Annotated in this window: 19 protein-coding genes and 1 tRNA gene; all 20 read left to right on the top strand. The window is 73.8% G+C overall.

The window, feature by feature from the left end; translation table 11 throughout:
- The first annotated feature begins 40 nt into the window (after positions 1-40).
- Positions 41-1732: a hydrogenase maturation protein gene (locus ACZ6Z8_RS01975; RefSeq protein ID WP_465605370.1), complete on the top strand. Its 1692-nt coding sequence runs from the start codon at positions 41-43 to the stop codon at positions 1730-1732.
- Between the two features lie 132 nt (positions 1733-1864).
- Entirely contained in the window at positions 1865-2947 is a 1083-nt protein-coding gene (locus ACZ6Z8_RS01970; RefSeq protein ID WP_465605368.1) for an NADH-quinone oxidoreductase subunit B family protein, read from the top strand.
- Positions 2948-3015: 68 nt separating this feature from the next.
- Complete coding sequence (locus ACZ6Z8_RS01965; RefSeq protein ID WP_465605366.1) at positions 3016-4803, top strand: nickel-dependent hydrogenase large subunit; 1788 nt, start codon at positions 3016-3018, stop codon at positions 4801-4803.
- Positions 4800-5267, top strand: a complete 468-nt coding sequence (locus tag ACZ6Z8_RS01960) for a thioredoxin (protein ID WP_465605364.1) — start codon at positions 4800-4802, stop codon at positions 5265-5267. The genes ACZ6Z8_RS01965 and ACZ6Z8_RS01960 overlap by 4 nt, the downstream gene beginning before the upstream one ends.
- Positions 5264-5911 carry a DUF5947 family protein gene (locus tag ACZ6Z8_RS01955; RefSeq protein ID WP_465605363.1) on the top strand — a complete coding sequence of 216 codons (648 nt, stop codon included), beginning with the start codon at positions 5264-5266 and terminating at the stop codon, positions 5909-5911. The genes ACZ6Z8_RS01960 and ACZ6Z8_RS01955 overlap by 4 nt, the downstream gene beginning before the upstream one ends.
- Positions 5908-6552 carry a DUF6084 family protein gene (locus ACZ6Z8_RS01950; protein WP_465605361.1) on the top strand — a complete coding sequence of 215 codons (645 nt, stop codon included), beginning with the start codon at positions 5908-5910 and terminating at the stop codon, positions 6550-6552. The genes ACZ6Z8_RS01955 and ACZ6Z8_RS01950 overlap by 4 nt, the downstream gene beginning before the upstream one ends.
- Positions 6549-7925, top strand: a complete 1377-nt coding sequence (locus tag ACZ6Z8_RS01945; protein ID WP_465605359.1) for a hypothetical protein — start codon at positions 6549-6551, stop codon at positions 7923-7925. Before ACZ6Z8_RS01950 ends, ACZ6Z8_RS01945 begins: the two co-directional genes overlap by 4 nt.
- Positions 7922-8464, top strand: a complete 543-nt coding sequence (locus ACZ6Z8_RS01940) for a hydrogenase maturation protease (protein ID WP_465605357.1) — start codon at positions 7922-7924, stop codon at positions 8462-8464. Before ACZ6Z8_RS01945 ends, ACZ6Z8_RS01940 begins: the two co-directional genes overlap by 4 nt.
- Positions 8458-8562 carry a DUF6893 family small protein gene (locus ACZ6Z8_RS01935; protein ID WP_402813656.1) on the top strand — a complete coding sequence of 35 codons (105 nt, stop codon included), beginning with the start codon at positions 8458-8460 and terminating at the stop codon, positions 8560-8562. The genes ACZ6Z8_RS01940 and ACZ6Z8_RS01935 overlap by 7 nt, the downstream gene beginning before the upstream one ends.
- Before the next feature lie 116 nt (positions 8563-8678).
- Positions 8679-9059, top strand: coding sequence for a hydrogenase maturation nickel metallochaperone HypA (hypA, locus tag ACZ6Z8_RS01930; protein ID WP_465605355.1), 381 nt, complete (start codon positions 8679-8681; stop codon positions 9057-9059).
- A 6-nt stretch (positions 9060-9065) separates the two neighbouring features.
- Entirely contained in the window at positions 9066-9821 is a 756-nt protein-coding gene (gene hypB, locus ACZ6Z8_RS01925) for a hydrogenase nickel incorporation protein HypB (protein ID WP_465605353.1), read from the top strand.
- Positions 9818-12124: a carbamoyltransferase HypF gene (gene hypF / locus ACZ6Z8_RS01920; RefSeq protein ID WP_465605351.1), complete on the top strand. Its 2307-nt coding sequence runs from the start codon at positions 9818-9820 to the stop codon at positions 12122-12124. The genes hypB and hypF overlap by 4 nt, the downstream gene beginning before the upstream one ends.
- A gap of 6 nt (positions 12125-12130) precedes the next feature.
- Positions 12131-12424, top strand: coding sequence for a HypC/HybG/HupF family hydrogenase formation chaperone (locus ACZ6Z8_RS01915; protein ID WP_465605349.1), 294 nt, complete (start codon positions 12131-12133; stop codon positions 12422-12424).
- Positions 12421-13545 carry a hydrogenase formation protein HypD gene (hypD, locus tag ACZ6Z8_RS01910; protein ID WP_465605347.1) on the top strand — a complete coding sequence of 375 codons (1125 nt, stop codon included), beginning with the start codon at positions 12421-12423 and terminating at the stop codon, positions 13543-13545. The genes ACZ6Z8_RS01915 and hypD overlap by 4 nt, the downstream gene beginning before the upstream one ends.
- Positions 13538-14620: a hydrogenase expression/formation protein HypE gene (gene hypE, locus ACZ6Z8_RS01905; protein ID WP_465605345.1), complete on the top strand. Its 1083-nt coding sequence runs from the start codon at positions 13538-13540 to the stop codon at positions 14618-14620. The genes hypD and hypE overlap by 8 nt, the downstream gene beginning before the upstream one ends.
- 85 nt (positions 14621-14705) lie before the next feature.
- Positions 14706-14782 (top strand) — tRNA-Met (locus ACZ6Z8_RS01900).
- Between the two features lie 75 nt (positions 14783-14857).
- The gene (locus ACZ6Z8_RS01895) at positions 14858-15424 is read left to right on the top strand and encodes a phospholipase D-like domain-containing protein (RefSeq protein WP_465605343.1); all 567 of its coding nucleotides are present in this window, start codon (positions 14858-14860) and stop codon (positions 15422-15424) included.
- A gap of 128 nt (positions 15425-15552) precedes the next feature.
- On the top strand, positions 15553-17229 hold the full coding sequence (locus ACZ6Z8_RS01890) for a DUF885 domain-containing protein (protein WP_465605341.1): 1677 nt from the start codon (positions 15553-15555) through the stop codon (positions 17227-17229).
- A gap of 156 nt (positions 17230-17385) precedes the next feature.
- Positions 17386-18090 (top strand): metal-dependent hydrolase, encoded by a 705-nt coding sequence (locus ACZ6Z8_RS01885; RefSeq protein WP_465605340.1) that lies wholly within the window; start codon positions 17386-17388, stop codon positions 18088-18090.
- Positions 18091-18204: 114 nt separating this feature from the next.
- Positions 18205-19002 (top strand): SDR family NAD(P)-dependent oxidoreductase, encoded by a 798-nt coding sequence (locus ACZ6Z8_RS01880; RefSeq protein WP_465605338.1) that lies wholly within the window; start codon positions 18205-18207, stop codon positions 19000-19002.
- The last annotated feature ends 4 nt before the right edge of the window (positions 19003-19006 follow it).

Raw genomic sequence — 19006 nt, 5'->3', positions numbered from 1 at the left:
TGATCGCCGGAATCCCGGGCCCTCACCGTCGGAGGCGGACATGCGGATCCTGCTCCTCGCCAGCGCGTTCAACAGCCTCAGCCAGCGGCTGCACGCCGAACTGCGCGACCGACGCCATCAGGTGGAGTTCCAACTCGCCGGTGACGACGAGGAGTTGTCCGCCACGCTGGACCGGTTCCGGCCGGACGTGCTGCTCGCGCCGATGCTGCGCACCGCGATCCCCGAGGAGGTCTGGTCCCGGCTCACCTGCCTGATCGTCCACCCCGGCCCGCCCGGCGACCGCGGCCCCTCCTCGCTCGACCGGGCGATCCAGGAGGGCCGCACCGAATGGGGCGTCACCGTGCTCCAGGCCGAGGCGGAGCTGGACGCCGGGCCGGTCTGGGCCGCGGAGCCCTGCGGGCTGCCCGAGCGCGGCAAGAGCGACCTCTACCGCAACGAGGTCTCCGACGCCGCCGTGGCCGCCGCCCTGCTCGCCGTGGAGCGCGTCGCCTCCGGCACGTACGCGCCGCAGCCGCAGCACGGCCCGGGCTGGCGCGAGGCCGTCCGCACCCGGCCCTTCCTGCGCCAGGAGGACCGCCGGATCGACTGGGCGACCGACCCCACCGAGACGGTGCTGCGCAGGCTCCGCGCGGCGGACTCCCAGCCCGGGGTACTGGACGAGCTGTGCGGCGCCGAGTGGTACCTGCACGGCGGCCACCACGAGCCGCGGTTGCGCGGCCGGGCCGGCGAACTGCTCGCCACCCGGGCCGGCGCCGTCTGCCGGGCCACCTCGGACGGCGCGGTGTGGATCCCCGAACTGCGCCGCCGCCGCGCCCCGGGCGGTCCGGCGACCTTCAAGCTCCCGGCGGTCACCGCGCTCGGCCCCCTGCTCCCGCCGCTGCCCGAGGACCCCGCGCCGCTGATGCCGGACGAGGGCGGCCAACTCGGGTGGTCGGACATCCGCTACCGCGAGGACGGCCCGGTGGGCCTGCTGCGGTTCGCCTTCCCCGGCGGGGCGATGTCCACCGAGCACTGCCGCCGGCTGCTGGCGGCGTACCGCTTCGCGCTCGGCCGCCCGACCACGGTGCTGGTGCTCGGCGGCGGCCGGGACTTCTTCTCCAACGGCATCCACCTCAACGTCATCGAGGCCGCGCCGGACCCGGCCGCCGAGTCCTGGGCCAACATCACCGCGATGGACGACCTGGTCGCCGAGGTGCTCACCACCACCGACCGGCTGGTGGTGGCCGCCCTCGGCGGCAACGCCGCGGCCGGCGGGGTGATGCTGGCGCTGGCCGCCGACGAGGTGTGGTGCCGCGGCGGCTCCGTGCTCAACCCGCACTACCGGCTGATGGGCCTGTACGGGTCGGAGTACTGGACGTACACCCTGCCGCGCCGGGTGGGCGCGGCCGAGGCCGGACGGCTGACCGACCGGGCCCTCCCGGTGTCCGCGGCGGCGGCCGAGCGGATCGGCCTGGTCGACCGGGTGCTGGACTGCGGGCCGGGCGAGTTCGGGGCGAACGCGGCCCACCTGGCCGGGCTGCTCGCCGCCTCGCCCGCCGCCCAGCAGCGGATCGCGGCGAAGAAGGCCGCGCGCGAGGCCGACGAGCGGGCGAAGCCGCTCGCCGCGTACCGGGAGGAGGAGCTCGCGGTGATGCGCGGACAGTTCTTCACACCCGAATCGCCGTACCACGCGCTGCGGTCCGCGTTCGTCCGCAAACGCCCGGTGCCCGCCGGGCTCCTCGCCCGGACGTGACCCGAACGGCCGCGCCCGGCTCGCGCGCTCCGGGCGGTCCGCCGGGCCCGCGGACGGGCGGGCGGTCCGGACCGTTGTTATGACTGGATCCGAGCCATTTCCTCCGGCTCCCATCCCCGAGGAGGCATCCTCATGGGTGCTGCAACCGCTGCCAACGCCGCAACTGCCGCAACCGCCGCGACAACCGACACCGACGTGGTGCACATTCTCTGGATCAACGCCGGCCTCAGCTGCGACGGCGACTCCGTCTCGCTGACCGCCGCGATGCAGCCGAGCATCGAGGAGATCGTCACCGGCGCGCTGCCCGGCCTGCCCAGGGTCGCGGTGCACTGGCCGCTGATCGACTTCGAGTGCGGCCCGGTCCAGGGCGCGGACAACTTCATCGAGTGGTTCTTCAAGGCCGACCGCGGCGAACTCGAACCGTTCGTCCTGGTCGTCGAGGGGTCCATCCCCAACGAGAAGATCAAGAAGGAGGGCTACTGGTGCGGCTTCGGCGACGACCCCGCCACCGGACAGCCCATCACCACCAGTGAGTGGCTGGACCGGCTCGCCCCCAAGGCGACGGCCGTGGTGGCGATCGGAACCTGCGCCACGTACGGCGGCATCCACGCGATGGCCGGCAACCCGACCGGCGCGATGGGCGTGCCGGACCACCTCGGCTGGGACTGGAAGTCCAAGGCCGGGCTGCCGATCGTCTGCGTGCCCGGCTGCCCGATCCAGCCCGACAACTTCGCCGAGACGCTGGCCTACCTGCTGTACCAGCTGGCCGGCTCCGCGCCGATGATCCCGCTGGACGACAAGCTGCGGCCCGCCTGGCTGTTCGGCGCCACGGTGCACGAGGGCTGCGACCGCGGCGGCTACTACGAACAGGGCCAGTTCGCCACCGACTACGGCACCCCCGAGTGCCTGGTGCGGCTCGGCTGCTGGGGCCCGGTCGTCAAGTGCAACGTCACCAAGCGCGGCTGGATCAACGGCGTCGGCGGCTGCCCGAACGTGGGCGGCATCTGCATCGCCTGCACCATGCCGGGCTTCCCGGACAAGTTCATGCCCTTCATGGACCCGCCGCCCGGCTCGCGCGTGTCCACCGGCGTCAGCGGCACCTACGGCTCGCTGATCCGCCGGCTGCGCGCGATCACGCTGAACACCGTCGACAAGGAACCGAAGTGGCGCCACACCGGCCGCCACCTGACCACGGGCTACCGCCCGCCCTGGTGACAGGGAAGGGCCGCACACCGCCCCGGTGTGCGGCCCGTCGATCTCGCAGAGAAGGACACGCGGACACGATGGCAACACCGACCACCAGGGCGACCGGCGACGGCAGCGGTCTGACCGAGATGTCCTGGGACCCGATCACCCGGATCGTGGGCAGCCTGGGCATCCACACGAAGATCGACTTCAAGCAGAAGAGGGTCGCGGAGTGCTACAGCACCTCCTCGGTCTTCCGCGGCTACAGCGTCTTCATGCGCGGCAAGGACCCGCGCGACGCCCACTTCATCACCAGCCGGATCTGCGGGATCTGCGGCGACAACCACGCCACCTGCTCGGTCTACACCCAGAACATGGCGTACGGCGTGAAGCCCCCGCACCTGGGGGAGTGGATCATCAACCTCGGCGAGGCCGCCGAGTACATGTTCGACCACAACATCTTCCAGGAGAACCTGGTCGGGGTCGACTACTGCGAGAAGATGGTCAGTGAGACCAACCCGGGTGTCCTGGAACTCGCCGAGCGCACCGAGGCCCCGCACGCCGGCGACCACGGGTACAAGACCATCGCCGACATCATGCGCTCGCTCAACCCGATCGAGGGCGAGTTCTACCGCGAGGCGCTCCAGGTCAGCCGGTACACCCGGGAGATGTTCTGCCTGATGGAGGGCCGCCACGTGCACCCCTCCACGCTCTACCCGGGCGGCGTCGGCACCGTCGCGACGGTGCAGCTGTTCACCGACTACCTGACCCGGCTGATGCGCTACGTCGAGTTCATGAAGAAGGTCGTGCCGCTGCACGACGACCTCTTCGACTTCTTCTACCAGGCGCTGCCCGGCTACGAGGAGGTCGGCCGGCGCCGCGTCCTGCTCGGCTGCTGGGGCAGCCTCAACGACCCGGACCACTGCGACTTCACGTACCGCAACATGACGGACTGGGGCCGGCGGATGTTCGTCACCCCCGGGGTCGTCGTGGACGGCAAGCTCGTCACCAACGACCTGACGCAGATCAACCTCGGCATCCGCATCCTGCTCGGCTCCTCCTACTACGAGGACTGGGAGGGCAAGGAGCTGTTCGTCACCCACGACCCGCTGGGCAACCCCGTCGACCCCCGGCACCCGTGGAACCAGCACACCATCCCCCAGCCGCAGAAGCGGAACTTCGACGACAAGTACAGCTGGGTGATGTCCCCGCGCTGGTTCGACGGCAAGGAACACCTCGCCCTCGACACCGGCGGCGGCCCGATCGCCCGGCTGTGGTCCACGGCGCTGTCCGGCCTGGTCGACATCGGCTACGTCAAGGCCACCGGCCACAGCGTGCAGATCAACCTGCCCCGCTCGATGACCAAGCCCGAGGTCACCTTCGAGTGGAAGATCCCGCAGTGGAGCAACGCGATCGAACGCAACCGCGCCCGCACCTACTTCCAGGCCTACGCGGCCGCCGCCGCCCTGCACTTCGCCGAGAAGGCGCTCGACGAGGTCCGCGCCGGGCGCAGCCAGACCTGGGAGCGCTTCGAGGTGCCGGACGAGTCGATCGGCTGCGGCTTCACCGAGGCCGTGCGCGGGGTGCTCTCGCACCACATGGTGATCCGCGACGGCAAGATCGCCAACTACCACCCGTACCCGCCCACCCCCTGGAACGCCAGCGTGCGCGACAGCTACGGCACGCCCGGCCCGTACGAGGACGCGGTGCAGAACACGCCGATCTTCGAGGAGAACTCCCCGGAGAACTTCAAGGGCATCGACATCATGCGCGCCGTGCGCAGCTTCGACCCCTGTCTGCCCTGCGGCGTCCACATGTACGTGGGCAACGGGCGGACCCTGAAGACCATGCACGTGCCCACCGGCCTGAGCGGGCTCACCGCATGACGGCCGAGCAGACCGGGCTGCGGATCCAGCAGGCCCTGGACGCCCTGGCCGGCAGCGGTGCCGAGCAGACGGGCGAGCAACTCGTCCGCGACCTCATGGAGTTCTACGGCGAGGGCCTGGCCAGGCTCGTCCCCGCGCTGCCCCCGCCCGCCCTGGAACGGATGCTGGACGACCCGGTGGTGGCCGGGCTGCTGCTCCTGCACGACCTGCACCCCGAGGACGTGAGCGCCAGGATCGACCGGGCGCTCGCCACCCTGCCCGAGCGGGTCGAGGTGCTCGGCTTCGCGCCGGAGACCGGCACCCTGCGGCTGTGCCGCACGGCCAGCGGCTGCGGCTGCGGGGAGCAGGAGGTGGAGGCCGCCCTCGCCTGCCACGCGCCCGAGGTGACGGCCCTGGAACTGGAGCGCGCCCCCCAACTGCTCCAGATCGGCACCCGCCCGCCGCGGCCCGCGGAGGTGCGATGAACACCCGACGGGTCTCCCGGGACGGCACCGCCCTGCTGCGCCGGCTGCGCGAACCGGCCCCGCCGCGGCCCGAGCAGTGCGCCCTCTGCGGCCACGACCTGCCGCCCGGCCACCGCCACCTGGTGGACGTCGAGGAACGCGCCCTGGCCTGCACCTGCACCGCCTGCGGCCTGCTGTTCCGGCAGCCGGGCGCGGCCGGAGGCCGCTACCGCGCCGTCCCGGACCGCTACCTGAGCGACCCGGACGGCGAACCGGACGAGCGCGCCTGGTCGGTGCTGGGCGTCCCGGTCGGCACCGTGTTCCTGTTCCGCAACGCCGTGCTGGACCGGCTGCTCGCCTTCTACCCCGGGCCGGCCGGCGCCACCGAGAGCGAGCTGGACCAGGAGGCCTGGGAGCGCGCCCTCGGCACCAGCCGGCTGGCCGGCGCCCTGGAGCCGGACGTGGAGGCGCTGCTGCTGCGCCGCGCCGAGGGACGGGTCGAGTGCTTCCTGGTGCCGATCGACGTCTGCTACGAGCTGGTGGGCCGGCTGCGGCGGTGCTGGCACGGCTTCGACGGCGGCGCCGAGGCCAGGGCCGAACTCGACGCCTTCTTCGAGCAGTTGGCCGTCCGGACCCGCCCGCTGCCCGCGGAGGTGAGGGCGTGACCACGCTTGCCTTCGCCTGCACCGGCGTGCGCTCCGACCCGTACGCGGCCGTGCCCACCCTGGTGTTCCGGCTGCGGATCACCGCTCCCGCCGACACCCGGGTGCACGCCCTCGCGCTGCAGTGCCAGCTGCGGATCGAACCCGGCCGCCGGTCCTACGGCGACGCCGAGGGAGAGCGGCTCGGCGACCTCTTCGGCGAGCGGGAGCGCTGGGCCACCACGCTCAACCCGATCCAGTTCGCGACCGTGCCGCTGCTGGTGCCCGGATTCACCGGGGAGACCGAGGCCGACCTCGCGGTGCCGTGCAGCTACGACCTGGAGGTGGCCTGCGCCCGGTACTTCCGGGCACTGGAGGGCGGCGAGGTGCCGTTGCTGCTGCTCTTCTCCGGCACCGCCTTCGCCGGGCCGGGCGGCTTCCAGGTCACGCCGGTGCCGTGGGACAAGGAGGCCAGGGTGCGGATGCCGGTGGCGGTCTGGCGGGAGGCGGTCGACCGGCACTTCCCCGGCTGCGGCTGGCTGCGGCTGCCCGAGGACCTGATGGACGAGCTGCTGGCCTACCGCTCCCGGCGGGCGCTGCCCTCCTGGGAGGCGACGGTGCGCGAGCTGCTCGCCTCGGCGACGGTCGGAGAGGGGGTCGGATGAGCGAGCAGAGCTTCCCCGAGGGGATCGAGCGGGGCTTCGCGGCCGCCCGGCATATCGCCGACGCGGTGCTGATGGAGGGCTACGTGCTCTACCCGTACCGCGCCTCCGCGGCCAAGAACCGGCTGCGCTGGCAGTTCGGCGTCCTGGTGCCGCCCGAGTACACCAGGCAGGGCGGCGAACACTCCCACCAGCGCACCGAGTGCGTGATGGAGGCGCGGCGCGACGACCGGCTGGCGGTCGAGCTGCGCTTCCTGCGGGTCCAGCGGCGCACCGTCGAACGGGCCGTCGAGGAGGGCGGGTTCGAGCCGGTGGAGGAGCTGGAGCTCGCCGACCGGGTGCTCGTCGAGTGGGACGAGGCCGTCGAGGAGCGGGTCGAACTGCTGCTGGACGTCGAGGAGTTGACCCGCGAGGGGCTGCAGCACGGGTTCCGGCTGCCGGGCGTCGGCAGTACGGAGCTGCTGCACGAGCACGGCAGCGCGGTCGGACGGCTGGTGCGCCGGCGCGAACAGCTCGACGGGGTGGTGCGGTTGCGGGTCGAGGAACTGCCCGGCCCGTACCGGGCGCAGCGCCTGACGGTCGAGGTGGAGAACGCCTCCGACTGGACGCCGGGCCGCGGGGCCGGCCGCGACGAGGCGCTGCCGCGCTCGCTGGTCTCCACCCATCTGCTGCTCGGGCTGGAGCACGGCCGCTTCCTGTCGGTCGCCGACCCGCCCGAGTGGGCCCGGGCGGCCGTCAAGCGCTGCCGCAACGAGCGCACCTGGCCCGTGCCCGCCGGGCCGGACGGCGGGTACCAGGTGGTGCTGTCCTCGCCGATCATCCTGGAGGACCACCCGCGGATCGCCCCGGAGAGCCTCGGGGCCCTGTACGACGCCACCGAGATCGACGAGATCCTGGCCCTGCGGACGGCGGCCCTGACCGACCGGGAGAAGCGGGAGGCCCGGGGCACCGACGAGCGGGCCGGCGCGGTGATCGACCTGGCCGAGTCGATGCCGCCCGAGGTGCTGGAGCGGCTGCACGGCGCGATCCGCGGGCTGCGCGAGATCACCGGCTGCGGCCCGGACCCGCAACAGCCCTGGTGGGACCCGGGCAACGACCCCGAGGTCGACCCCGAGCACGACCGGGTGCTGGTCGACGGCCGGCAGGTCGGCGCGGGCAGCCGGGTGCTGCTGCGGCCCGGACGGCGGCGCACCGACGCCCAGGACCTCTTCCTGGACGGGCGCACCGCCGTGGTGGAGGCCGTGCTGCACGACCTCGACGGCTCGGTGCACCTCGCCGTCACGGTGGAGGACGACCCGGGCGCGGACCTGTGGCGCGCCCAGGGGCGCTTCCGGTACTTCCAGCCCGACGAGATCACCCCGCTGGAGGAGTCGTGACCCGGCCGACGGTGCTGGTCGCCGGGGTGGGCAACATCTTCCTCGGCGACGACGGGTTCGGGGTGGAGACCGTCCGGCGCCTCGCCGCCCACCCGCTGCCGGAGGGCGTCGAGCTGGTCGACGTCGGCGTGCGCGGCGTCGACCTGGCGTACCGGCTGCTCGACGGCTACCGCACCGCCGTCCTGGTCGACGCCACCTGCCGCGGCGGCCCGCCCGGCACGGTGTACCTCATCGAGGCGGCCGCCGAGCCGCTGGAGGTGCCCGTCCTGGACGGGCACCGGATGGGGCCGGACGCCGTGCTCGGACTGCTCGCCACGCTCGCGGCCGGCACCGGCGGCGAGCCGCCCGGGCGGGTGCTGGTGGTCGGCTGCGAGCCGGCGTCGCTGGAGGAGGGCATCGGGCTGAGCGAGCCCGTCGCCGCCGCCGTGGAGGAGGCCGTCCGCGTGGTCCTGGGGGCCGTGGCGGAGGCGCTGCCGGTGGCGGAGACCCTGTCGGTGGAGGAGACCCGGTCGCCGGAGAGGAGGACGACACCATGCTGAGGAAGCTCATCGGCGCGGCCCTGCTGGCGGGGATCGGCGCGCTGGTCTGGCAGAGCCTGCCCGACCTCAAGCGGTACCTGAAGATCTCGCGGATGTGAGCCGCGGATTGCTGCGAACGGTGCAGCCCCGGACACGGTGGCGGCGCGGCTTCGAGCCGCCGCCGCCACCGCGCCCTGTAATGGGGCGCGTCGCCGGCCGCCGTGGAGAGGGACCGATGCACGAGATGTCGATCGCCGCCGCCGTCGTCGAGCAGGTGGACACGGCCGCGCGCGAACACGGGGCCGCCGCGGTGGCACGAGTACGGCTGCGGGTCGGCGAGTTGGCGGGCGTCGTCCCCGAAGCCCTGGACTTCTGCTTCGAACTCGCCTGCGCCGGCACGCTGGTGGCGGGCGCGGCGCTGGAGACCGAGTCCGTCCCGGCACGGGCCCGCTGCGCGCCCTGCGGCGTCGAGTGGGCCGTCGGCATGCCGCCGGACCTCGCCTGCCCCGGCTGCCGCACCGGCGGCGGCGTCGAGCTGCTGTCCGGGCGCGAACTCCAGATCCTCGACGTCGAGTGGGCCGAACGCCCCGGCGTCCCGGCCGAACGGAAGGGCTGAAAGCCGATGTGCCAGAGCGGACACGCGGGCCGGACGGCCGACCTGCGGCGGGCGGTGCTCGCCCGCAACGACGACGGCGCCCGCGAGCTGCGCGCCGCGCTGACCGCCCGCGGGACGGTCGCGGTGAACCTGCTCTCCAGCCCCGGCAGCGGCAAGACCGCCCTGCTGGAGGCGGAGCTGGGGCTCGCCCGACGGCGCGGGGTGTCCGTCGCCGCGCTCACCGCCGACCTCGCCACCGAGAACGACGCGCTGCGGCTGGCCCGTTCGGGCGCGCCGGTGAAGCAGGTGCTCACCGACGGGCTGTGCCACCTGGAGGCGCGGATGCTCGCCGGGCACCTGGACGGCTGGCTGCCCGGGGACTGCCGGCTGCTGTTCGTGGAGAACGTCGGCAACCTGGTCTGCCCGGCCTCCTACGACCTCGGCGAATCGCTGCGGGTCGTGCTGGCCTCGGTGACCGAGGGCGAGGACAAGCCGCTCAAGTACCCGACCGCGTTCGGGCTGGCCAACCTCGTCCTGGTGACCAAGGCGGACCTCGCCGCGGCGGCCGAATTCGACGAGGCGGCGTTCCTCGCCAACGTCCAGCGGGTCAACCCCGGCGTGGAGGTGGTGACCACCTCGGCCCGCACCGGCAACGGCGTGGGCGCGCTGCTGGAGCGGGCGCTCGCCGTGCTGGACGGCGCCGCGCCGCACCGGCCGGTGATGGCTGCACAGGTTCGTGAGGGAGACCAGGGCCACCACCACCCCGTGCCGGAGCCGTCGTGACGGCGCTCGGCGTCGAACGGCGCAGGGTCGCCGTCCGGGGCCTGGTGCAGGGCGTCGGCTTCCGGCCGTTCGTCTACGCGCTGGCCGGGGAACTCGGACTGGCCGGCAGCGTCACCAACACCGGCGAGGGCGTGCTCGCCGAGGTCGAGGGCAGCCCGGAGGCCCTGGACGCCTTCTGCCGGCGGGTGGCTGGCGACGCCCCGCCGCTCGCCCGGGTCGCCTCCGTCGAGCACCAGCCGCTCGCCGCCACCGGCGCCACCGGCTTCACCATCACGGCCTCCCGCACCGACGGCCCGCGCGCCACCCTGATCCCGCCCGACGTCGCGGTCTGCGCCGACTGCCTGGCCGAACTCACCGACCCCGCCGACCGGCGCCACCGGCACCCCTTCATCAGCTGCACCAACTGCGGCCCCCGGCACACCATCGTCACCGGCCTGCCCTACGACCGGGCCAACACCACGATGGCCGGCTTCCCGATGTGCGCCGACTGCGCCCGGGAGTACACCGACCCCGCCGACCGCCGCTTCCACGCCCAGCCCGTCGCCTGCCACGGCTGCGGACCACGGCTCACCCTGACCGTCCCCGGGCACGCCGACCGCCGGGACGAGGACGCCCTCGACGGGGCCCGGCGGCTGCTCGCGGACGGGGCGATCCTCGCCGTCAAGGGCATCGGCGGCTACCACCTGGCCTGCGACGCCCGCGACCGCGAGGCCGTCGCCCTGCTGCGCCGCCGCAAGCGGCGTGGCGACAAGCCCTTCGCCCTGATGGCCCGTGACCTCGCGACCGTCGAGGCACTGCTGCCGATCGGGCCCGTCGAACGGGAACTGCTCATCGGACCGGTCCGGCCGATCGTCCTGCTGCGCCGCCCCGGCGGGTTCGCCGCGGAACTCCCGGCTGTCGCCCCGGGCAGCCCCGACCTCGGGGTGATGCTCCCGTACACCCCGCTGCACCACCTGCTGCTCGCCGCGCCCGGGCCGGACCTGCTGGTGATGACCAGTGCCAACCTCTCCGGAGAGCCGATCGTCACCGACGACCGGGAGGCGCTGGACGCACTCGCCCCGCTGGTCGACGGCTGGCTCGGCCACGACCGGCCGATCCGGGTGCCCTGCGAGGACTCCGTGGTGCGGGTGGTCGACGGCGAACAGCTGCCGCTGCGCCGCTCGCGCGGGTACGCCCCGCTGCCGCTCCCGCTGCCGGTGCCCGTCCGGCCGGTGCTGGCCGTCGGCGGGGACCTGAAGAACACCTTCGCGCTGGCCGCGGACGGCTACGCCTGGCTGTCCGGCCACGTCGGCGACATGGACGACCTGGCCACGCTGCGCGCCTTCGACCGGGCGGTGGACCAGCTCGGCACGGTCACCGGGGTGCGGCCCGAACTGCTGGTCGCCGACCGACACCCGGGCTACCGCTCGCTCCACCACGCCGAGCGCACCGCCGCCGGCCGACCGGTGCGCCGGGTGCAGCACCACCACGCCCACATCGCGGCGGTGATGGCCGAACACGGCCTGGACGGCGGCCGGCCCGTCCTCGGGGTGGCCTTCGACGGGACCGGCTACGGCGAGGACGGTGCGATCTGGGGCGGCGAGGTGCTGCTCGCCGACTACGACGGATTCCGCCGGCTCGCCCACCTGGGGTACGTGCCGCTGCCGGGCGGCGACGCGGCCGTCGAGCGCCCGTACCGCACGGCGCTGGCGCACCTGCGCGCGGCCGGGCTGCCCTGGACCGCCGGGCTGCCGCCGGTCGGGGCCTGTCCCTCTGAGGAACTGCGGCTGCTGGAGCGGCAGTTGCAGCGCGGACTGAACTGCGTGCCGACCTCCAGCATGGGCCGGCTGTTCGACGCGGTCTCCTCGCTCGCCGGGATCTGCCACCGGGCCGGGTACGAGGCCCAGGCGGCGATCGAACTGGAGGCCGCCGCAGTGGAGTTCGGCCCGGCGGGGGGCTACGGCTTCGGGCTCGCGGAGCGGGCGGGCGGCTGGGTCGTCGAACCCGGGCCGGTGCTGGCCGGGGCGGTGGCGGATCTGGCCGCGGGTGCCCCGGCCGGGCTGGTCGCCGCGCGCTTCCACGCCGGGGTGGCGGAGGCGGTGCGGCAGGTCTGCGCGGCCGTCCGGGACCGGTACGGCATCACCACGGTGGCGCTCAGCGGCGGGGTGTTCGCCAACGCGCTGCTCTCCTCGGCCTGCGCCGGTGGCCTCGGGGAGGACGGCTTCACCGTGCTTCGGCACCGCCGGGTGCCGCCCAACGACGGAGGGCTGGCGCTTGGCCAGCTGATGGTGGCCGGCCGCGCGTCGGCCGACCGGGAGGAGTGAGAGCGGATGTGCCTGGCGGTGCCCGGCAGGGTGACGGAGATCGGGGAACGCGACGGGACCAGGATGGCGGTGATGGACTTCGGCGGGGTGGTCAAGGACGTCTGCCTGGAGTACCTGCCCGACCTGGCGGTGGGGGAGTACGCGATCGTCCACGTGGGGTTCGCACTGCAGCGTCTGGACGAGGAGTCGGCCCGGCGGACCCTCCGGCTGTTCGAGGAACTCGGGCTGCTGCAGGAGGAGTTCGGCGACCCGTGGGAGGCGGCCGAGGCGGCAGGAACGGCTGAGGAGGCCGAGCGGTGAAGTACCTGGAGGAGTTCCGCAACCCCGAGCTGGCCGAGGGCCTGCTCGCCGACATCAGGGCGACGGTCACCCGCCCGTGTGCGCTGATGGAGGTGTGCGGCGGCCAGACGCACAGCATCATCCGGCACGCCATCGACCAACTCCTGCCGGACGAGGTCGAGTTGATCCACGGCCCGGGGTGTCCGGTGTGCGTCACCCCGCTGGAGGTGATCGACCGGGCGCTCGCCATCGCCGCCCGCCCTGAAGTGATCTTCTGCTCCTTCGGGGACATGCTGCGGGTGCCCGGCACCGACCGCGACCTGTTCCGGGTGCGGGGCGAGGGCGGCGACGTCCGGGTGGTGTACTCGCCGCTGGACGCGCTGAGGATCGCCCGGGAGAACCCGGACCGGGAGGTGGTCTTCTTCGGCATCGGCTTCGAGACCACCGCCCCGCCGAACGCGATGGCCGTCCACCTCGCCCGGAAGCAGGGCGTGCGCAACTTCAGCATGCTGGTCTCGCACGTCCGGGTGCCCCCGGCCATCGAGGCGATCATGGCCTCGCCGGACTGCCGCGTCCAGGGCTTCCTGGCCGCCGGGCACGTGTGCAGCGTGATGGGCACCGCCGAGTACCCGGAGCTCGCGGAGCGCCACCGGGTGCCGATCGTGGTCACCGGCTTCGAGCCGCTGGACATCCTGGAGGGCATCCGGCGGACCGTACGGCAGTTGGAGCGCGGTGAGCACACCGTCGAGAACGCCTACGCCCGGGCCGTCCGGCCGGAGGGCAACCCGGCGGCCCGCGCCATGCTGGAGGACGTCTTCGAGGTGACCGACAGCGCCTGGCGGGGCATCGGCGTGATCCCGCGGAGCGGCTGGCGGCTCTCGCCGCGCTACCGGGAGCACGACGCCGCGCACCGCTTCGACGTCACGGGCATCCGCACCCGGGAACCCGCCCAGTGCCGGGCCGGCGAGGTGCTGCAGGGGTTGCTGAAGCCCCACGAGTGCGAGGCCTTCGGCACGGTCTGCACCCCGCGCACCCCGCTGGGCGCCACCATGGTCTCCAGCGAGGGCGCCTGCGCCGCGTACTACCTCTACCGGCGGCTGAGCACGCCGAACCCGGCCCAGGAGGCGAGCCCCGTTGGCTGACACCGAACTGCTCACCGACCCCGCCGCGCCCGACTTCTCCGGCTGGAGCTGCCCGCTGCCGCTGCGCGACCACCCCCGGGTGGTGATGGGCCACGGCGGCGGCGGGGCACTCTCCGCCGAACTGGTGCAGAACCTCTTCGCGCCCGCGTTCGGCGGCCCGGTGCTGGCCGGGCTCGGCGACTCGGCGGTGCTCGAACTCGGCGGCGCGCGACTGGCGTTCTCCACCGACTCCTACGTGGTGCGGCCGCTGTTCTTCCCCGGGGGCTGCATCGGCGACCTCGCCGTCAACGGCACGGTCAACGACCTCGCCATGAGCGGGGCCCGGGCGGCCTACCTGTCCTGCGGCTTCATCCTGGAGGAGGGGGTGGAGCTGGCCGCCGTCGACCGGATCGCCCGGGCGCTCGGCGAGGCCGCCCGCACCGCCGGGGTCGAGGTGGCCACCGGGGACACCAAGGTGGTCGAGGCCGGGCACGGGGACGGCGTCTACCTGAACACCGCCGGGATCGGGCTCGTCCCGGCCGGGGTCGACATCCGGCCGCAGCGGGCCCACCCGGGCGACGTGGTGATCGTCAGCGGACCGATCGGGCTGCACGGGGTGGCGATCCTGAGCGTCCGGGAGGGCCTGGAGTTCGGGGTCGAGGTGCGCAGCGACTGCGCGGCCCTCGGCGGCCTGGTCGAGGCGATGCTCGGCGCCACCCGCGACCTGCACGTGCTGCGCGACCCCACCCGGGGCGGGCTGGCGGCGGCGCTCAACGAGATCGCGTCGGCGGCCGGGGTCGGCGTGGTGCTGAGCGAACGCGCCGTCCCCGTCCCGGACCCGGTGGCCAACGCGTGCGCCGTGCTGGGCCTGGACCCGATGTACATCGCCAACGAGGGCAAGCTGGTCGCCTTCGTCCCGCGCACCGAGGCCGACGCCGTGCTCGCCGCGATGCGCGCCCACCCGCTCGGCGCGGAGGCGGCGGTGATCGGCGAGTGCGTCGAGGACCACCCCGGCATGGTCGTCGCCCGCACCGGCTTCGGCGGCACCCGCGTGGTCGACCTGCCGATGGGCGAACAACTGCCCCGGATCTGCTGACCCGCGCCGTCTCCGGGGCGTTGGGGGTGTGCGGGGAAACCGATTTCCGTTTCGGCGGGGTCATCGCCTATGGTGGTCTCACCGACGCGGGGTGGAGCAGCTCGGTAGCTCGCTGGGCTCATAACCCAGAGGTCGCAGGTTCAAATCCTGTCCCCGCTACCAACGGAAGCCGGGGTCGACACGATGATCGTGTCGACCCCGGCTTCTTCGCGTTCCGGCGCGCGCGGCGTTGTCGATGTGCGCATCGGCCCGGGACTCGTCGGCCTTTGCGGCGGCGAGTGGCAGCAGGACGTGACCGGCACCTGCCCGCCGATGCCCCGCTACGACGTGCGGCTCTTCGACCTGCTCGCAGGCAAGCTCGCGGACGGCGTGAAGGTGCGCATCGTGGTCAGCGACCCCGGCAACCGGGGCGCCGTCGGCAGCGGCGGCTACTCGCAGATCAAGTCCCTGAACGAGATCAGCGACACCCTGGCCGCCCGCCTCACCGCCCGCCTCGGGGACCCGGGCAAGGCCAAGACGGCGATGTGCCAGAACCTGCAGCTCGCGCCGTTCCGCGCCTCCTCGGCCCCGACCTGGGCCGACGGCCACCCGTACGCGCTGCACCACAAGGTGGTCTCGGTCGACGGATCCGCCTTCTTCATCGGCTCCAAGAACCTCTACCCGGCCTGGCTGCAGGACTTCGGCTACGTCGTGGAGAACCGGGCCGCCGCCGGGCAGCTCGACCAGCAGCTGCTCACCCCGCAGTGGCAGTACTCGCAGGCCGCCGCGACCTTCGACTACAGCCGGGGCCTTTGCAAGGGCTGACGGATCGTCAAGTGAGCCGTGGTGAGAGCCGGGCGCCGAGCCCGCCTGTCCTCCGCGGCAGCCGCTGACTGCCGTCCGGGGCCCGGCGCCCTGGACGGCAGGTCAGCGGCTGCGCCAGCATGGGGCGCATGCCCGAGACGCCGAAGTCCCCCCGCAGGATCGCCGACGACCACGTCGCCCGGGTCGCGGAACTCGACCCGGCGACCTCGACCAGACTCGGCCTCCATCCCGAGGACGACCGGCAGCCGGACCTGTCACCGGAGGGCTTCGAGGCACTCGCCGAACTCGCCCGGCGGACCCTGACCGCCCTCGGCACCGCGGCGCCCGTCGACGACCCCGCCGAACTGGACTGCGCCCGTCTGCTGCGCGAGCGGCTCACCGCCGAACTCGCCGTCCACGAAGCCGGGGACCACTACCGCCAGCTGCGCAACGTCAACTCGCCCCTGCACAAGGTCCGCGGCGTCCTCACCATGATGCCCACCGACACCCCCGAGCAGTGGGCGGCCGTCGCCGGACGGCTGCGCAACATCCCCGGCGCCCTGGACGGCTACCGGGCGACCCTGGCCGAGGGCATCGGCCGCGGACTGCTCAGCGCACCCCGGCAGGCCCGCGCCGCCATCGCCCAACTCGACGCCTGGACCGGGCGATCAGGCGGCGGAACGAGCTGGTTCACCGGCTTCGTCGCGGACGGCCCGGCCGCGCTGCGCCCCGAGCTGGATGTCGCCGCCGAGCGGGCGACCGCCGCCGCTGCCGCCTTCCGCGACTGGCTCGCCGACACCTACCTGCCCGCTGCCGAGGGCACCCCGGACGCCGTCGGCCGCGAGCACTACCTGCGCTCCGCCCGCTGGGCCAACGGCGCCGAGATCGACCCGGCCGAGGCCTACGCCTGGGCCTGGGAGGAGTTCCACCGGACGGCCGCCGAGATGCGGGCCGAGGCCGGGCGCATCCTCCCCGGCGCCGGCGTCCGGGCCACCATGGACCACCTCAACGCCCACGGCCACGCCGTCGACGGCGAGGAGAACGTCCGCGCCTGGCTGCAGCAGATCATGGACGAGGCGATCGACGCCCTCGACGGCACCCACTTCGACATCGCCGGGCCGATGCGCCGGGTCGAGACCCTGATCGCGCCGCCGGGAAGCTCGGGCGCGCCCTACTACAACGGCCCCAGCCTCGACTTCAGCCGCCCCGGCCGCACCTACCTGCCCGCCCTCGGCCGACGCACCTTCCCCACCTGGCAGCTCGTCAGCACCTGGTACCACGAGGGCGTCCCCGGCCACCACCTGCAGACCGCCCGCTGGACCGCCTGCGCCGACCGGCTCAGCACCTACCAGATCACCCTCGGCGCGGTCAGCGCCAACAAGGAGGGCTGGGCGCTGTACGCCGAGCGCCTGATGGACGAACTGGGCTTCCTCACCGATCCCGCCCGGCGCCTCGGCTACCTGGACAAGCAGATGCTGCGGATCATCCGGGTGATCGTCGACATCGGCATGCACCTCGAACTCGCCATCCCGGCGGACTCCGGCTTCCACCCGGGCGAACGCTGGTCCCCGGCCCTCGCCCTCGACTTCATGGCCGCCCACCACGGCAGCGAACTCCCGCGCCGCACCAGCGAGATCGACCGCTACCTCGGCTGGCCGGGCCAGGCCATCGGCTACAAGCTGGGCGAACGGGCCTGGCTCCAGGGCCGGGAGGCCGCCCGGCGCCGCCAGGGCGCCGCCTTCGACCTCCGGACCTGGCACACCGCCGTCCTCGCCCAGGGCTCCCTCGGCCTCGACGACCTGGCCACCCGCCTCGCCGAGGCGTAGCCGACGATCCGTACTGAGAACGGGAGCCCCGCCCCTGCCCGCGGGGGCCGGGAGTAGCGAGGGGCGAGGCGGGTAGCAGAGGGATCTCCGCGGGTTCCGGACGGCGGTCCGGGCAGGTGGTGCGGGAGGGAGCGCAACGGGAGGGGACGGGTCGACGTGCTGGGTCAGTCGCATGCGATCAGCGGGGCACTGCTCTACGCGGCGACCGCGCCGTTCCTGCCGGAGGCCCTGTTCGGGGTGCAGCCGCGGCCGAGCGAGATCCTGGTCGGCACGCTGCTCTGTGCCGGGGCCGCGCTGCTGCCGGACCTCGACCACCACGACGCGACGCCCGCGCACCTGCTGGGCCCGCTGTCGAAGGGGTTGTGCCGCCTGGTGGGCAGGTTGTGCGGGGGGCACCGCCATGCGACGCACTCCCTGCTCTTCGTGGCGCTCACCGGCTGGGGCACCTGGATGGGCGTCACCCGCCTCGGCGGTGGCTTCACCCTGGGCCTCACCTTCGTGCTCTTCGGTCTCGCGGCGCGGGCCCTGCACCTGCACCCGCCGGGGAACGGGCTGACGGCGTGGGTGACCTCCGTCGGCCTGGCCGGTGTCGGGACGGCGACGGTGGCCGCCTGGTTCACCGGTGTCGCCGTCTGGCTGCCCTACACGGTCTGCCTGGGGACCCTGTCCCACCTGCTCGGCGACTGCCTGACCCGCCGGGGCGCGCCCCTCCTTTGGCCCTGTCCCAAGCGCTTCGAACTCGTGCTGATCCGGCGCACCGGCGGGAAGCTGGAAACCCGGCTCCTCGTGCCCGCGATGACCGTCGCCACGTTCGCGGCCCTGTGGTTCTCGGCCTTCGCCCCGCGCCTGGCCGCGAACTGAGCACCACCACGACGCCGCCGGGCCGACCGGGGGGCCACGCCCTGTACGAGGCCGGGTCCTCCGGTGGCACGCCCGGCGTGATTCGCATGCGATCGGCCGGGGTAGTCGTGCGGCATGACGACTCCCACCCGACCCCTCGCCGTGGTGACCGGCGCCTCCAGCGGCATCGGCTACGAACTGGCCCGCCAGTTCGCGGACCACGGCTTCGACCTCCTGATCAACGCGGAGGACGGCGGCCTCGCCGCGGCCGCCGAGAGCCTGCGCGCCGACGGCGCCGTCGTGACGGACGTCCACGCGGACCTGCGCACCCGCCACGGAGTGGAGACCCTGTGGTCGGCGATCGCCGCCACCGGCAGACCCGTCTCGGCGGTCGCCCTCAACGCCGGTGTCGGCCGGGGCGGCGCCTTCGTCGACACCGACCTGTGCGACGAACTGGAGATCATCGACCTCAACATCACCTCGACCGTCCGCCTGGCCAAGCACCTCCTGCGCGACATGACCGCCCGCGGCGAGGGCCGGGTCCTCATCACCTCCTCCATCGCCGCGACCATGCCCGGCCCGTTCCAGGCCGTCTACAACGCCTCCAAGTCCTTCCTCCAGTCCTTCGCCCAGGCCCTGCAGAACGAGCTGAAGGACACCGGCGTCACCGTGACCGCGCTGATGCCCGGCCCCACCGAAACCGACTTCTTCCACCGCGCCGACATGACCGACACCGAGCTCGGCCAACAGGACAAGGACGACCCGGCCCAGGTCGCCCGGCAGGGCTTCGAGGCCCTCATGGCCGGCAAGGACAAGGTGACCGCCGGCTCCCTGAAGACCCGCGCCCAGGCCGCGGCCAACAAGGTGCTGCCCGACAGCACCAAGGCGGAGATCCACCGCAGGATGGCCGAGCCCGGCTCGGGCGACGACTGACACC

The sequence above is a fragment of the Kitasatospora sp. NPDC101108 genome, assembly GCF_055584725.1.
The sequence above is the reverse complement of the archived record's forward strand: the minus strand, read 5'-3'. Positions and strand labels throughout refer to the sequence as shown.

Coding starts and splice junctions, on each gene's coding strand:
- ACZ6Z8_RS01975 (WP_465605370.1), top strand. CDS start 41: ATGCGGATCCTGCTCCTCGCCAGCGCGTTCAACAGCCTCAGCCAGCGG.
- ACZ6Z8_RS01970 (WP_465605368.1), top strand. CDS start 1,865: ATGGGTGCTGCAACCGCTGCCAACGCCGCAACTGCCGCAACCGCCGCG.
- ACZ6Z8_RS01965 (WP_465605366.1), top strand. CDS start 3,016: ATGGCAACACCGACCACCAGGGCGACCGGCGACGGCAGCGGTCTGACC.
- ACZ6Z8_RS01960 (WP_465605364.1), top strand. CDS start 4,800: ATGACGGCCGAGCAGACCGGGCTGCGGATCCAGCAGGCCCTGGACGCC.
- ACZ6Z8_RS01955 (WP_465605363.1), top strand. CDS start 5,264: ATGAACACCCGACGGGTCTCCCGGGACGGCACCGCCCTGCTGCGCCGG.
- ACZ6Z8_RS01945 (WP_465605359.1), top strand. CDS start 6,549: ATGAGCGAGCAGAGCTTCCCCGAGGGGATCGAGCGGGGCTTCGCGGCC.
- ACZ6Z8_RS01935 (WP_402813656.1), top strand. CDS start 8,458: ATGCTGAGGAAGCTCATCGGCGCGGCCCTGCTGGCGGGGATCGGCGCG.
- hypA (WP_465605355.1), top strand. CDS start 8,679: ATGCACGAGATGTCGATCGCCGCCGCCGTCGTCGAGCAGGTGGACACG.
- hypB (WP_465605353.1), top strand. CDS start 9,066: ATGTGCCAGAGCGGACACGCGGGCCGGACGGCCGACCTGCGGCGGGCG.
- ACZ6Z8_RS01915 (WP_465605349.1), top strand. CDS start 12,131: ATGTGCCTGGCGGTGCCCGGCAGGGTGACGGAGATCGGGGAACGCGAC.
- ACZ6Z8_RS01890 (WP_465605341.1), top strand. CDS start 15,553: ATGCCCGAGACGCCGAAGTCCCCCCGCAGGATCGCCGACGACCACGTC.
- ACZ6Z8_RS01880 (WP_465605338.1), top strand. CDS start 18,205: ATGACGACTCCCACCCGACCCCTCGCCGTGGTGACCGGCGCCTCCAGC.